This is a genomic window from Bacillus sp. FSL K6-1560, assembly GCF_038592935.1.
Classification (GTDB): domain Bacteria; phylum Bacillota; class Bacilli; order Bacillales; family Bacillaceae; genus Bacillus; species Bacillus subtilis.
In genome coordinates, this window is the sequence record NZ_CP151946.1 from 790938 (window position 1) to 804413 (window position 13476).

General features: G+C 44.8%; 18 protein-coding genes and 1 riboswitch. Of the genes, 15 read left to right on the plus strand and 3 right to left on the minus strand.

Annotation, left to right across the window (positions count from 1 at the left end):
• Nucleotides 1–65: 65 nt before the first annotated feature.
• The gene (locus tag NYE22_RS04130) at nt 66–398 is read right to left on the minus strand and encodes a spore coat protein (protein WP_003222766.1); all 333 of its coding nucleotides are present in this window, start codon (nt 396–398) and stop codon (nt 66–68) included.
• Nucleotides 399–410: 12 nt separating this feature from the next.
• Nucleotides 411–656 carry a hypothetical protein gene (locus NYE22_RS04135; protein ID WP_014480799.1) on the minus strand — a complete coding sequence of 82 codons (246 nt, stop codon included), beginning with the start codon at nt 654–656 and terminating at the stop codon, nt 411–413.
• A gap of 93 nt (nt 657–749) precedes the next feature.
• On the opposite strand from NYE22_RS04135, the gene NYE22_RS04140 reads away from it, so the two are divergent.
• Complete coding sequence (locus tag NYE22_RS04140; RefSeq protein ID WP_342412315.1) at nt 750–1658, plus strand: proline dehydrogenase; 909 nt, start codon at nt 750–752, stop codon at nt 1656–1658.
• Nucleotides 1659–1682: 24 nt separating this feature from the next.
• Here NYE22_RS04140 and NYE22_RS04145 read toward each other — a convergent pair whose 3' ends face one another.
• Entirely contained in the window at nt 1683–1829 is a 147-nt protein-coding gene (locus NYE22_RS04145) for a YuzL family protein (protein WP_003240817.1), read from the minus strand.
• 174 nt (nt 1830–2003) lie between these two features.
• Between NYE22_RS04145 and NYE22_RS04150 the strand changes: the two genes are divergently transcribed.
• The 14 genes from NYE22_RS04150 (at nt 2004) to NYE22_RS04215 (ending at nt 13424) form a co-directional block, all read left to right on the plus strand.
• Complete coding sequence (locus tag NYE22_RS04150) at nt 2004–4373, plus strand: 3-hydroxyacyl-CoA dehydrogenase NAD-binding domain-containing protein (protein WP_342412316.1); 2370 nt, start codon at nt 2004–2006, stop codon at nt 4371–4373.
• Nucleotides 4374–4383: 10 nt separating this feature from the next.
• A complete protein-coding gene (locus NYE22_RS04155) occupies nt 4384–5559 on the plus strand; it encodes an acetyl-CoA C-acetyltransferase (protein ID WP_029318441.1) in 1176 nt (391 codons plus the stop codon).
• Nucleotides 5560–5573: 14 nt separating this feature from the next.
• Nucleotides 5574–7358 carry an acyl-CoA dehydrogenase FadE gene (fadE, locus tag NYE22_RS04160; RefSeq protein WP_342412317.1) on the plus strand — a complete coding sequence of 595 codons (1785 nt, stop codon included), beginning with the start codon at nt 5574–5576 and terminating at the stop codon, nt 7356–7358.
• A gap of 110 nt (nt 7359–7468) precedes the next feature.
• Entirely contained in the window at nt 7469–7825 is a 357-nt protein-coding gene (locus NYE22_RS04165; protein ID WP_003222779.1) for an arsenate reductase family protein, read from the plus strand.
• A 66-nt stretch (nt 7826–7891) separates the two neighbouring features.
• Nucleotides 7892–8275, plus strand: a complete 384-nt coding sequence (gene gcvH / locus NYE22_RS04170) for a glycine cleavage system protein GcvH (protein WP_003222781.1) — start codon at nt 7892–7894, stop codon at nt 8273–8275.
• Between the two features lie 55 nt (nt 8276–8330).
• Entirely contained in the window at nt 8331–8567 is a 237-nt protein-coding gene (locus NYE22_RS04175; RefSeq protein WP_003228581.1) for a YusG family protein, read from the plus strand.
• Between the two features lie 77 nt (nt 8568–8644).
• On the plus strand, nt 8645–9007 hold the full coding sequence (locus tag NYE22_RS04180; RefSeq protein ID WP_342412766.1) for a toprim domain-containing protein: 363 nt from the start codon (nt 8645–8647) through the stop codon (nt 9005–9007).
• 1 nt (nt 9008) lies between these two features.
• Nucleotides 9009–9329 carry a thioredoxin family protein gene (locus tag NYE22_RS04185; RefSeq protein ID WP_257436930.1) on the plus strand — a complete coding sequence of 107 codons (321 nt, stop codon included), beginning with the start codon at nt 9009–9011 and terminating at the stop codon, nt 9327–9329.
• Nucleotides 9330–9435: 106 nt separating this feature from the next.
• The gene (locus tag NYE22_RS04190) at nt 9436–9780 is read left to right on the plus strand and encodes an SCP2 sterol-binding domain-containing protein (RefSeq protein WP_003228587.1); all 345 of its coding nucleotides are present in this window, start codon (nt 9436–9438) and stop codon (nt 9778–9780) included.
• 114 nt (nt 9781–9894) lie between these two features.
• A riboswitch (SAM riboswitch) is annotated at nt 9895–10001 on the plus strand.
• 105 nt (nt 10002–10106) lie between these two features.
• Complete coding sequence (metN, locus tag NYE22_RS04195) at nt 10107–11132, plus strand: methionine ABC transporter ATP-binding protein MetN (RefSeq protein WP_003242531.1); 1026 nt, start codon at nt 10107–10109, stop codon at nt 11130–11132.
• The gene (metP, locus tag NYE22_RS04200) at nt 11125–11793 is read left to right on the plus strand and encodes a methionine ABC transporter permease MetP (protein ID WP_003228593.1); all 669 of its coding nucleotides are present in this window, start codon (nt 11125–11127) and stop codon (nt 11791–11793) included. The genes metN and metP overlap by 8 nt, the downstream gene beginning before the upstream one ends.
• A 13-nt stretch (nt 11794–11806) precedes the next feature.
• The gene (gene metQ, locus NYE22_RS04205; RefSeq protein ID WP_021480560.1) at nt 11807–12631 is read left to right on the plus strand and encodes a methionine ABC transporter substrate-binding lipoprotein MetQ; all 825 of its coding nucleotides are present in this window, start codon (nt 11807–11809) and stop codon (nt 12629–12631) included.
• A gap of 84 nt (nt 12632–12715) precedes the next feature.
• Nucleotides 12716–13093, plus strand: a complete 378-nt coding sequence (locus tag NYE22_RS04210) for a carboxymuconolactone decarboxylase family protein (protein ID WP_014477920.1) — start codon at nt 12716–12718, stop codon at nt 13091–13093.
• 193 nt (nt 13094–13286) lie between these two features.
• Nucleotides 13287–13424, plus strand: a complete 138-nt coding sequence (locus NYE22_RS04215; protein ID WP_003228600.1) for a hypothetical protein — start codon at nt 13287–13289, stop codon at nt 13422–13424.
• The last annotated feature ends 52 nt before the right edge of the window (nt 13425–13476 follow it).

Genomic DNA, 13476 nt, shown 5'->3' on the forward strand with positions numbered 1-13476 from the left:
AACTGATTTTACACAAAAAAAGGATAGATGCCTGAAAGAACATCGTATCCTTTTTACTGATATTGTTATTGCTGATAAGGAGACTGCTGCTGAATGGTCTGCTGGAATTTTTGATAGGACTGCTGCAGCTTTTGTGCATCCTCCGCTTCAACAGAATACCATCCATATTGGAACATGAGATCATATAGTTTTCTTTGCGCTTTTTGTGACTCATCAAAAATGGATTGAATATCCTGATAAAGAGACTCGTGGCTGAATTCGTGCAAGGCAGTGCAATAAGCTGTTGTCATGTATTTTTCGGTTGTCAGCAATTCGTTGACGAAATCTCTGTCATTCATTTCCGATGTTGTCGGTACAGGTGTCTGCGGATTGCTGATTTTTTGATTTTGCTGATTCATTCTGGCGCCTCCTTATTGGATGTAGCCGGACTGCTGCTGGCCTGGCTGCAGGTGCTTTAATATTCTTTGATAGTGATCATGATGCATGTGTCCGATGCGGTCGAGTTCTTGCTTTAACGTTTGATCCTGGCACTGCTGCGCCATGAAATGCGCTTTTTTCATCGCGAGCAAATTCCAGTTCAGCATGTCATTGAGATACAAATGATCCTTTGTCGAAATAACGGAAGGCGGCATTTGAGATTGCTGCTGATTATCCATTGTGATCCTCCTTTGGTTTCTGTTCATTTTATAGTTTCCTTCAGACTGGGAGTTATATACAGGGTTTTGAAGATGACGGCGGGAGGGAGTCGGATGTTGAGACATGTGTTTTTATTCTTATCTCAAAATAAAACACTTACCAAGTTCGCAAAAGCATACGGAACGCGGCTTGGAGCACGAAGGTTTGTCGCAGGGGATACGATTGAATCGGCGGTTAAGACCGTCAAAAGGCTAAACAGATCCGGTTTGTGTGCAACAATTGATTATTTAGGCGAGTATGCAGCTTCGGAAAAAGAAGCAAACCAAGTCGCAGAGGAATGCAAGAAAGCCATTCAAGCCATTGCCGAACATCAATTGGACTCAGAGCTTTCACTTAAGCTGACCTCAATCGGGCTCGATCTTTCAGAAGAACTTGCTCTTACTCATTTGCGCGCCATTCTTTCCGTTGCGAAGCAATATGATGTTGCTGTGACCATTGATATGGAAGACTATTCTCATTATGAACAGACACTTTCTATTTACAGGCAATGCAAACAGGAATTTGAGAAGCTCGGCACGGTCATTCAGGCGTATCTGTACCGGGCAGCAGAAGATATCAGAAAGATGCGGCACTTAAAGCCGAATCTCAGACTTGTAAAAGGCGCTTATAAAGAATCTGCGGCTGTAGCGTTTCCCGACAAAAGAGGCACGGACCTTCATTTTCAGAGCTTAATAAAGCTGCAGTTGTTAAGCGGGAACTACACGGCTGTCGCCACACATGACGATGACATCATTGCATTTACGAAACAGCTCGTCGCCGAACATCAAATCCCCGCGTCGCAATTTGAGTTTCAAATGCTATACGGCATCAGGCCGGAGCGTCAGAAGGAACTCGCCAAGGAAGGCTACAGAATGCGTGTGTATGTCCCATATGGAACGGACTGGTTCAGCTACTTTATGAGAAGAATTGCCGAACGGCCTGCCAATGCAGCGTTTGTGTTAAAAGGAATTTTGAAAAAGTGAAAGCAGCCGCGGGAAGCAGCTGCATTATGATTGTTCCATGTTATGTTTTTTATACTGCTGATTTTGACTTGTCCGTTTTCCGCCGCCGTAATGCTGAGTCGGACCGGCATCTCCTTTTACGCTCGCCGCGCTGACTGCCGCTGAAGACGGATTTTTTTTCTCTCGTACCATTCCCTTCACCTCCGGACTTAAGTTGCCCGACTTTTATAGGCTTCATACAAAAAAATAACAAATTAGCTATTGAAGTCGAACCGGAAATCTTTTAAGATGAAAGAAGAAACGGGTTTCATTTTTTTTGGTCAAAAAATGAATGACTATTCATTCAATGTTCAAGGGGGATATCTCATGCACAAACACATTCGGAAGGCAGCCGTTTTAGGATCGGGGGTAATGGGTTCCGGGATAGCGGCGCATTTGGCTAACATCGGAATTCCTGTCCTGCTGCTAGATATTGTGCCGAACGATTTGACAAAGGAAGAGGAAAAAAAGGGGCTGACGAAGGACAGTCCGGAGGTGCGCAGCAGGCTGAGCCGGCAGGCGGTGAAAAAACTGCTGAAACAAAAGCCCGCTCCCCTCACATCAGCGAAAAATACCTCCTATATTATACCGGGCAATCTGGAGGATGATGCAGAAAAACTGAAAGAAGCAGATTGGATTATTGAGGTCGTTGTCGAAAACCTTGAAGTCAAAAAGAAAATTTTCGCTCTTGTGGATGAACATCGAAAGACTGGAAGCATCGTTTCAAGCAACACATCCGGCATATCAGTGCAGGAAATGGCTGAAGGCCGGTCGGATGATTTTAAAGCCCATTTTCTTGGAACGCATTTTTTTAATCCCGCACGATATTTAAAGCTGCTGGAGATCATTCCGATTAAGGAAACGGATCCTGATATTTTAAAGTTTATGACAGCTTTCGGAGAAAATGTCCTCGGGAAAGGCGTTGTTACAGCAAAGGACACACCGAACTTTATTGCGAACCGCATCGGAACGTATGGGCTTCTTGTGACAGTCCAAGAAATGCTGAAAGGCGGATATCAGGTCGGGGAGGTTGATTCGATCACAGGACCGCTGATCGGCAGGCCGAAAAGCGCCACCTTTAGAACGCTTGATGTGGTCGGTCTCGATACATTCGCCCACGTTGCCCGAAATGTGTATGACAAAGCTGATGGCGATGAGAAAGAAGTGTTTCGCCTTCCAAGCTTCATGAACGATATGCTGGAAAAAGGGTGGATCGGAAGCAAGGCCGGCCAAGGCTTTTATAAAAAAGAAGGAAAAACGATTTATGAGCTTGACCCAGTGACGCTTACTTACGGCGAGCGGACAAAAATGAAATCACCGGCACTTGAAGCGGCAAAACAGGCAAAAGGGACAAAAGCCAAAATGAAAGCGCTTATTTATTCGGATGACAGGGCCGGCCGTTTGCTGTGGAATATCACTTCTCAAACCCTGCTTTACTCAGCCGAGCTGCTTGGCGAGATTGCCGATGATATTCATGCGATTGACCAAGCCATGAAGTGGGGATTCGGCTGGGAACTGGGACCTTTTGAGATGTGGGACGCCATCGGCCTCAAGCAGTCAGCGGAAAAGCTTGAGCAGCTTGGAGCAGATATGCCTGGCTGGATAAAAGAGATGCTGGACAAAGGAAATGAAACCTTCTACATCAAAGAGAACGGAACGGTATTTTATTATGACCGCGGCGAATACAGAGCCGTGAAAGAAAACAAAAAACGAATTCATTTACAAGCACTTAAAGAAACAAAAGGCGTGATTGCGAAAAACAGCGGAGCAAGCTTAATTGACCTTGGAGATGATGTGGCCCTTCTTGAATTTCATTCGAAAAGCAATGCGATCGGCCTCGATATCATTCAAATGATCAACAAAGGATTAGAGGAAACAGAACGGAATTACAAGGGGCTTGTCATCGGCAATCAAGGTAAAAATTTCTGCGTCGGCGCGAATCTCGCCATGATCTTAATGGAAGTCCAAGATGACAACTTTTTGGAAGTTGATTTTGTGATCCGCCGTTTTCAGGAGACGATGATGAAGATCAAATACAGTGCGAAACCGGTCGTCGCCGCGCCATTTGGCATGACGCTCGGCGGAGGAACGGAAGTATGCCTGCCTGCGGCGCGTACTCAAGCGGCAAGCGAAGCCTATATGGGTCTTGTTGAATCAGGTGTCGGCCTCATCCCTGGCGGAGGGGGAAACAAAGAGCTGTACATCAATCATCTACGCCGTGGCCTTGATCCGATGAATGCGGCAATGAAAACATTTGAAACAATCGCGATGGCGAAAGTGTCCGCTTCCGCCCAAGAGGCTCGTGAGATGAACATTTTAAAAGAAACGGATCACATCAGCGTGAATCAAGACCACCTGCTGTACGATGCGAAGCAGCTGGCTGCATCTTTATACGATACCGGCTGGCGGCCGCCTGTAAAAGAAAAGGTCAAGGTGCCGGGAGAAACCGGTTATGCAGCACTATTGCTTGGCGCTGAGCAGATGAAACTGTCCGGCTATATATCTGAGCATGATTTCAAGATTGCGAAAAAACTCGCTTATGTCATTGCGGGCGGAAAAGTGCCGTTCGGTACAGAGGTTGATGAAGAGTATTTATTGGAGATCGAAAGAGAAGCGTTTTTAAGTTTGGCGGGAGAGGCAAAATCTCAAGCGAGAATGCAGCATATGCTTGTGAAAGGTAAACCTTTACGGAATTAGGAGGGAGCTTATGAAAGAGGCAGTCATTGTATCAGGTGCAAGAACACCGGTTGGGAAAGCAAAAAAAGGATCGTTGGCCACCGTTCGCCCGGATGATTTGGGAGCGATTTGTGTAAAAGAAACGCTGAAACGGGCAGGCGGCTACGAAGGCAATATTGATGACTTGATTATTGGCTGTGCAACGCCTGAAGCGGAGCAGGGGCTTAATATGGCGAGAAATATCGGTGCGCTCGCGGGCCTGCCGTACACGGTTCCGGCGATTACAGTTAACCGTTATTGCTCTTCAGGACTTCAGTCTATTGCATATGCAGCAGAAAAAATTATGCTGGGCGCCTACGATACAGCGATCGCCGGCGGAGCTGAATCCATGTCGCAAGTTCCGATGATGGGGCATGTTACCCGTCCGAACCTTGCTTTGGCAGAAAAGGCACCGGAATATTATATGAGCATGGGCCACACAGCCGAGCAAGTCGCGAAAAAATACGGCGTCTCCCGTGAGGATCAAGACGCGTTTGCCGTTCGCAGCCACCAAAACGCCGCTAAAGCCCTTGCAGAAGGAAAATTTAAAGATGAAATTGTACCCGTAGAAGTGACGGTGACAGAAATTGGAGAAAACCATAAGCCTCAGGAAAAACAATTTGTATTTTCTCAGGATGAAGGTGTTCGCCCGCAAACGACTGCAGACATCTTATCGACATTGCGCCCGGCCTTTTCCGTTGACGGGACGGTGACTGCGGGCAATTCCTCGCAAACGAGTGACGGAGCGGCGGCTGTCATGCTGATGGACCGGGAAAAAGCCGATGCTCTTGGCCTGGCGCCGCTTGTGAAATTCCGCTCCTTTGCGGTAGGCGGCGTGCCGCCGGAAGTGATGGGAATCGGACCGGTGGAAGCGATTCCGCGCGCTTTGAAGCTTGCCGGACTTCAGCTGCAGGACATCGGCTTGTTTGAACTGAATGAAGCTTTTGCCTCACAGGCCATTCAAGTAATCAGGGAATTGGGAATTGATGAAGAAAAAGTGAATGTCAACGGGGGTGCAATCGCGCTTGGACACCCGCTTGGCTGTACAGGCACAAAGCTTACACTCTCACTCATCCATGAAATGAAACGGAGAAACGAGCAATTTGGAGTCGTGACCATGTGTATCGGCGGCGGGATGGGAGCGGCCGGTGTATTTGAATTATGCTAAAGGGGGAAAAACAAATGGCAAAAAAAGCGGCTGAAGTACAAAAAGGCGGCGGATTTTTAATCGAGGATGTCACATACGATCAAATGTATACACCGGAGGATTTCACTGACGAGCATAAAATGATTGCGAAAACAACAGAGGATTACATCGAGCAAGATGTTCTTCCTCATATAGAGGATATCGAAAACCATCAATTCGAGCATTCTGTCAGACTGTTGAAGAAAGCGGGCGAACTAGGGCTGCTTGGCGCCGATGTGCCGGAAGAATACGGAGGACTCGGCCTAGATAAAATCAGCTCGGCACTCATCACTGAGAAATTTTCGCGTGCGGGAAGCTTTTCTCTTTCTTATGGCGCGCATGTCGGTATCGGTTCCTTGCCGATCGTCTTTTTCGGGTCAGAAGAACAAAAGAAAAAATATTTGCCTGGACTCGCTTCAGGCGAAAAGATCGCCGCTTATGCTCTGACTGAGCCTGGCTCTGGGTCTGATGCACTTGGAGCAAAAACAACAGCTGTGCTGAATGAAGCAGGAACCCATTATGTATTAACAGGGGAAAAACAGTGGATTACCAACTCTGCTTTTGCCGATGTATTTGTGGTTTATGCTAAGGTAGACGGCGACAAGTTTTCAGCCTTTATTGTAGAAAAAGAGTTCCCGGGTGTCTCCACGGGACCGGAAGAAAAGAAAATGGGAATCAAGGGATCATCGACAAGAACTCTCATTCTGGATCAAGCTGAAGTGCCAAAGGAAAACCTGCTCGGAGAAATCGGCAAAGGGCATGTCATCGCCTTTAATATTTTAAACATCGGCCGTTACAAACTGGCGGTTGGCACAATCGGCGCATCTAAACGCGTCATCGAGCTGTCTTCGGCATACGCAAATCAGCGCCGCCAATTTAAAACGCCGATTGCTGGTTTTTCATTAACACAGGAAAAAATCGGGACAATGGCCTCAAGGCTGTATGCGATGGAAAGCTCTGTATACAGAACCGTCGGGCTGTTTGAAGACAATATGAGCCAGTTCACGGCCGAAGATCTCAAGGACGGCAGGCAAATCGCCAAATCGATTGCGGAATACGCCATCGAATGCTCTCTGAATAAGGTATTCGGCTCTGAAACGCTTGATTATATCGTTGATGAAGGCGTGCAGATTCATGGAGGCTACGGCTTTATGCAGGAGTACGAAGTAGAAAGGGCCTATAGGGATTCAAGGATCAATCGGATTTTTGAAGGCACAAACGAAATCAACCGGTTAATCGTGCCAAGCACCTTCCTGAAAAAAGCGCTTAAAGGCGAACTGCCTCTATTTGAAAAAGCACAGTCACTGCAGGAAGAACTCATGATGCTTATGCCTGAAGAGCCTGGAAGCGGCGTCTTAGAGCAGGAGAAATATATCGTCAAGCAAGCCAAAAAAATTGCGTTGTTTGCTGCCGGCCTAGCCGCGCAAAAATACGGAAAAGCGATCGATCGTGAGCAAGAAATTCTCGTGAACGTAGCGGATATCGTCAGCAATGTATACGCAATGGAATCAGCCGTGCTCAGAACGGAAAAGGCCATTGCCGCACAAGGCGCTGAAAAAGCAGCGCAAAAGGTGCTGTACACAGAAATTTTCGTTCAAGAGGCCTTTAACGAAATTGAAGCGCATGCGAAGGAATCCCTTATCGCAATGGAAGAAGGAGATTCACTCCGCATGATGCTTTCCGCTCTGCGCAAGCTGACGCGCGTAACGCCTAAAAACGTGATTCAGAAAAAACGCGAGGCGGCGGCAGGCATTTTTGAGGCTGAGAAATATACTGTCTGATTGGCCAAGAGCTCCGAATGCGCGGAGCTCTTTTTTAAGAAGCACTGTTTTAGGTTTTTAAAACAAACTGTGTTAAAATAACCTCGATTATTTTATTGAGGGGGAAGAAGATGTCCTTAACTTTTTACTGGTACCCTAAATGCGGAACGTGCCGCAAAGCAAAGAAGTGGCTTGAAGAGCATGGAAAAGAAATAAACGAAATACATATTGCTGAGCAGCCGCCAAGCAAAGAAGAATTAAAAGCGCTTTATGAAAAAAGCGGGCTGGATCTCAAGAAATTTTTCAACACGAGCGGCATGAAATACCGCGAACTCAATCTCAAGGAAAAGCTGTATCACATGTCAGAGGACGAACAGCTCGAGCTGCTGGCTTCAGATGGTATGCTGATCAAACGCCCGCTTACAACAGACGGTGAAAAAGTGACTGTCGGATTTAAAGAAGACCAATTTGAAGAAAACTGGGCTTAATGTAAATTTTTTTTGAAAAGTGTGGTATCTTCTTATTGTAGTGCTGTAAAAAATGGAGGGATTCAATTGAGCATACCAAAAGATTTGCGTTACTCAGGAGAACACGAGTGGGTAAAAGTTGAAGGAGAAAAAGCCAGAATCGGAATTACGCATTTTGCCCAGTCCGAACTAGGCGACATCGTGTTTGTCGAACTTCCTGAAGTGGGCGCTGAAATCAAAGCGGACGAGCCATTCGGCAGTGTTGAATCCGTTAAAACGGTATCTGAGCTTTATGCACCGATTAACGGAACGGTTGTGGAAGTAAACGAAGATCTTGATGACAGTCCGGAATTCGTCAACGAATCTCCGTACGAAAAAGCATGGATGATCGTCGTTGAGCCATCTGACGCTTCTGAAATTGAAAAACTGATGACAGCAGAGCAATACGAAGAGATGACACAAGAAGACTAAAACAGGATAGCCGTAAAAGCAATTGGACACGCTAACGTTATGGGAGGTGTCCAATATGGCTTTCGACAAACAAAAGCTCGATGTCACCAATGACGTGACAGGCCGCTTTCAAAATGGCCGGCTCTCGTTATATCATGATAATGAGATGATCGGCCAAATGACAAGCATGAATGAATATGAGCTTAAGTCCGGTTATTCCTTTGAAAATGAGAAATTTTATAAGACAGCCGATGTGGTCTCTGGAGACGACGCAAAATATGTAGATTGTGACTACGAAAACGGCTGGTGTTAATGTTGGCGGTGAATTTCACTGCCTTCTTTTACAATCTGAACGTTTCAAATTTGACGCGGCAGGTGAACAAGATGAAGATGGATGAGCTGGAAAAGGTTATGATTGTCGAGGGGAAATCAGATAAAGAGAAAATCGAAAGCGTCCTGAATGAACCGGTGCGCATTATCAGCACAAACGGAACAATCAGCCAGCTGAGGCTCGAGGAATTGGCTGACGAGCTTTATGATAAAGACGTCTATATATTAGTTGATGCTGATGAATCAGGTGAGAAATTGAGAAAACAGCTGAAGCGTGAATTTAATGAAGCCTGCCATCTCCATATCGACAGAGCCTATAAGGAAGTAGCGGCTGCGCCCAGGCACCATGTCGCCTCTGTATTGCTGCGTGCGAATCTGAATGTCCATACTATTTTTCTTGAAAGAAAGTCCCGAGGTGTATAGCATGAAAGAACTCCAAGAACACGAACTTGATCACATTGAAGATGATGTGTACCTTCTATATTTATATACTCCGTTTTGCGGCACCTGCCAGCTTGCAAGCAAAATGCTGACAGTGGTGAAAGAAATGCTGCCGGATGTCGCCTTCTATCAAAACAATGTCAATTACTCTCCGAAATTCGCAAAAGCGTATCAAATTGAAAGCGTCCCTTGTTTTCTGCTGTTTAAAGGCGGAAAGGTGGTCGAAAGAGGATATGCATTTCATTCCGTTTCTTATTTATATGAGCTGATCAAACAAAAATCATCTTCCGCATCCCATTTATGACATATTTCTCAGCATATCCAATGAAATTGTCGTTCGTTTTATAAAGGGGTTCTTGCGACAAAGAGAGAAATGTGTATGTATGACCAACAAATAGGAGGTTGTACATATGGAGAAAGCGGAAGTTTTAGAAGATGAGTATCAGCATCTGTTTTTAAAACCCCTTTTGAATGCCTCAACATTGCTCATTACCTTCCAAGGAGAAGCAGAAGCCTTAACCGTCTCAATAAACGAACAGGGAGAAATGAAAAAAGTTTCTCCGCCCCAAACGTCCAACCTGACCTTTTACGGAAACCAAACGGAAATTATTGATTTATTGCACGGAGACATTTCCCTTCAGCACCTGATTCAGAGCGGAAGCCTCAAAGTAAAGGGGTCATTCAGGGCCCTGTTAAAACTGGAAGCCATTCTCTGGCTGACAAATGGATTTTTTCAGAGGATTTTAAAAAATTAAAAAATAATAAATTATTATAATAGTAAAAGTTGACATCATTTATTTTATTGACATTTAATCATTCGCCGTGCTATTCTACATTAAGAATTTCCGGACGAAAAAGACTATATATTTCTCTTATCAAGAGAGGTGGAGGGAAGTGCCCTATGAAGCCCGGCAACCATCAACGCTGTTGAAATGGTGCCAATTCACACGAAGCGTTCAGCTTTGAAAGATGAGAGAAAGGCATTTTATATAAGCCTTTCTGCTCAAGTGTGCAGAAAGGCTTTTCTTTTGCAGAAAAAACCGGAAGATTTCTTAGAATAGTGTTAAGGCAGGTGATTGCTTTGATCAATCTTCAGGATGTTTCAAAAGTTTACAAGTCGAAACATGGAGATGTCAATGCTGTCCAAAACGTCTCGCTTTCCATTAAAAAAGGTGAGATTTTTGGAATTATAGGATATAGCGGAGCTGGTAAGAGTTCCTTAATCCGTCTGCTGAACGGCCTTGAGAAACCAACCTCAGGAACCGTGGAAGTGGCGGGAACCAAGATTAATGAAGTAAATGGACGCGGTTTAAGAAAAGCACGCCATGAGATCAGTATGATTTTCCAGCATTTCAATTTGCTTTGGTCGCGGACTGTCAGAGATAATATCATGTTTCCTTTGGAAATTGCCGGAGTGAAAAAGAGCGAGCGGATCAAGCGCGCCAATGAACTGATTAAACTGGTAGGTTTAGAAGGAAAAGAAAAATCTTATCCGTCTCAGCTGAGCGGCGGTCAGAAGCAGCGTGTGGGAATTGCCAGAGCGCTTGCAAACAATCCGAAGGTTCTCCTTTGTGACGAAGCGACATCAGCATTAGATCCGCAAACGACAGATTCAATTCTGGATCTATTGTCCGATATTAATGAAAGACTCGGTTTGACGATTGTGCTGATTACGCACGAAATGCATGTCATCCGCAAAATCTGCAACAGAGTCGCCGTCATGGAAAACGGCAAGGTGGTCGAAGAAGGCGAGGTTCTCGATGTCTTCAAAAATCCAAAGGAACAAATGACAAAACGATTTGTTCAGCAGGTGACAGAGCCGGAAGAAACGAAAGAGACGCTTCAGCACCTTCTTGATGATACAGCATCAGGAAAAATGGTTCAGCTCACATTTGTCGGTGAGTCAGCTGAACAGCCTTTGATTACAGAGATGATCAGAAACTTCAATGTCAGCGTCAATATTCTGCAAGGGAAAATTTCGCAGACGAAGGATGGGGCTTACGGTTCACTGTTCATCCACATTGACGGGGACGAGGAAGAAGTGCAAAACGTGATCCGATTCATTAATGACAAACAGGTGAAAGCAGAGGTGATCACGAATGTTTGAAAAATACTTCCCGAACGTTGATTTAACTGAATTATGGAACGCGACATATGAAACACTTTATATGACGCTGATTTCTTTACTGTTTGCTTTTGTCATCGGGGTCATCCTCGGCTTGCTGCTCTTTCTGACGAGCAAAGGAAGCCTCTGGCAGAATAAAGCGGTCAACTCTGTGATTGCGGCCGTTGTTAACATATTCAGATCGATTCCGTTCCTTATTTTAATTATTTTACTATTAGGTTTTACGAAATTTTTAGTCGGCACGATCTTAGGGCCAAACGCCGCATTGCCGGCGCTGGTAATCGGCTCGGCACCATTTTACGCGCGCCTTGTTGAAATCGCGCTGCGTGAGGTGGATAAAGGTGTGATTGAAGCCGCTAAATCAATGGGCGCGAAAACGTCTACGATTATTTTCAAAGTGCTGATTCCGGAATCAATGCCTGCTCTTATTTCTGGCATTACGGTTACTGCCATCGCTTTGATCGGCTCAACGGCAATTGCCGGAGCCATTGGTTCAGGAGGCCTTGGAAACCTTGCGTACGTAGAAGGATATCAGTCTAATAACGCTGATGTTACCTTCGTTGCTACTGTGTTTATTTTAATCATCGTGTTTATTATTCAAATCATCGGTGATCTAATAACAAATATTATAGACAAACGATAAGGGAGGATTTACATTGAAAAAGCTATTTTTGGGTGCATTACTGCTTGTATTTGCAGGAGTCATGGCTGCCTGCGGTTCGAATAACGGCGCTGAATCTGGCAAGAAAGAAATTGTCGTTGCGGCAACAAAAACACCGCATGCGGAAATTTTAAAAGAAGCTGAACCATTGCTGAAAGAAAAAGGCTATACGCTGAAAGTGAAAGTGCTTAGTGATTACAAAATGTACAATAAAGCTTTAGCTGATAAAGAAGTGGACGCGAACTACTTCCAGCACATTCCTTACCTTGAGCAAGAAATGAAAGAAAACACAGATTACAAACTTGTGAATGCCGGCGCTGTTCACTTAGAGCCATTCGGTATTTACTCTAAAACATACAAATCACTGAAAGACCTTCCAGACGGTGCGACAATCATTCTGACAAACAACGTTGCTGAACAAGGACGTATGCTTGCAATGCTTGAAAACGCTGGATTAATCACTCTTGATTCTAAGGTAGAAACAATTGACGCAACACTGAAAGACATTAAGAAAAACCCGAAAAACCTTGAATTCAAAAAAGTGGCGCCTGAATTAACGGCAAAAGCATATGAAAACAAAGAAGGAGACGCGGCCTTCATCAATGTAAACTATGCGATCCAAAATAAATTAAATCCTAAAAAAGATGCAATTGAAGTAGAATCAACGAAAAACAACCCATACGCTAACATCATCGCAGTAAGAAAAGGCGAAGAAGATTCTGCAAAAATCAAAGCGCTGATGGAAGTTCTTCACTCTAAAAAGATCAAAGACTTCATCGAGAAAAAATACGACGGAGCTGTGCTTCCTGTATCTGAATAAGGCTGAAACCCCGGATGAGAAATCCGGGGTTTTTTTCGCGTATTTTCCTAAAAGCTGTTCATAATAAAAAGGAATGTTAAACAGATGGAGGGATTTTCTTTGAATCAAGACAGAGGAAGCATGCAGGACGCGTTAAAACAATATAAACATGGTTTAGGTACATTTGAACAAAAGATGCCGCTGATGGGAAGGAAATTTAACGAATTTACTGAACAGTGCTTTGCCGGGAATTCTCTGACTGAAAGAGAAAAACAGCTGATCGCCCTCGGAATTGCCATCAATGCTCAGGACGAATATTGCATGATCTATCATACAAAAGGCTGTCTCGATCAGGGAGCGACAGAAGAAAACATTCTCGAAGCCGTCAGTGTGGCAGCGGCATTTGGAGGCGGCGCAGCTTTCAGCCAAGGCGTGACAGTTGTTCAACAGTGCATTGAGGAATTCGGAAACACCACGCATTAAGAGAAGGAATATTCCGAAAAACCATTCTCATTTGTTCTGAAAGGATGCTTTCGTCTCATCTGCCGCTATTTCACGCCAAATCGTTTTTGCGGCATCCAACGCAGCACTGGTACAATAAAAAGCAAATATATGAAGGGATTGATTCATTATTTGCAGCAGCCAGGACAGACTGAACCTCGATTATACGTCAGAAATGGAAAAAGCGATGCAGCTGTCACACGGAATTGGATACGAGGAATATGGACGCCGGCTGGAAACAAGAATGAAGGTAGAGCGGCAGAGAGAGCTTGATTATGAAAAAAGCAAGCGGATTTCTGCGGGAGCTTATTGAGAAAATCAATCTTTTAAAAAAGGGTGGGAATCCACTCTTTTTCTTTTTCAAT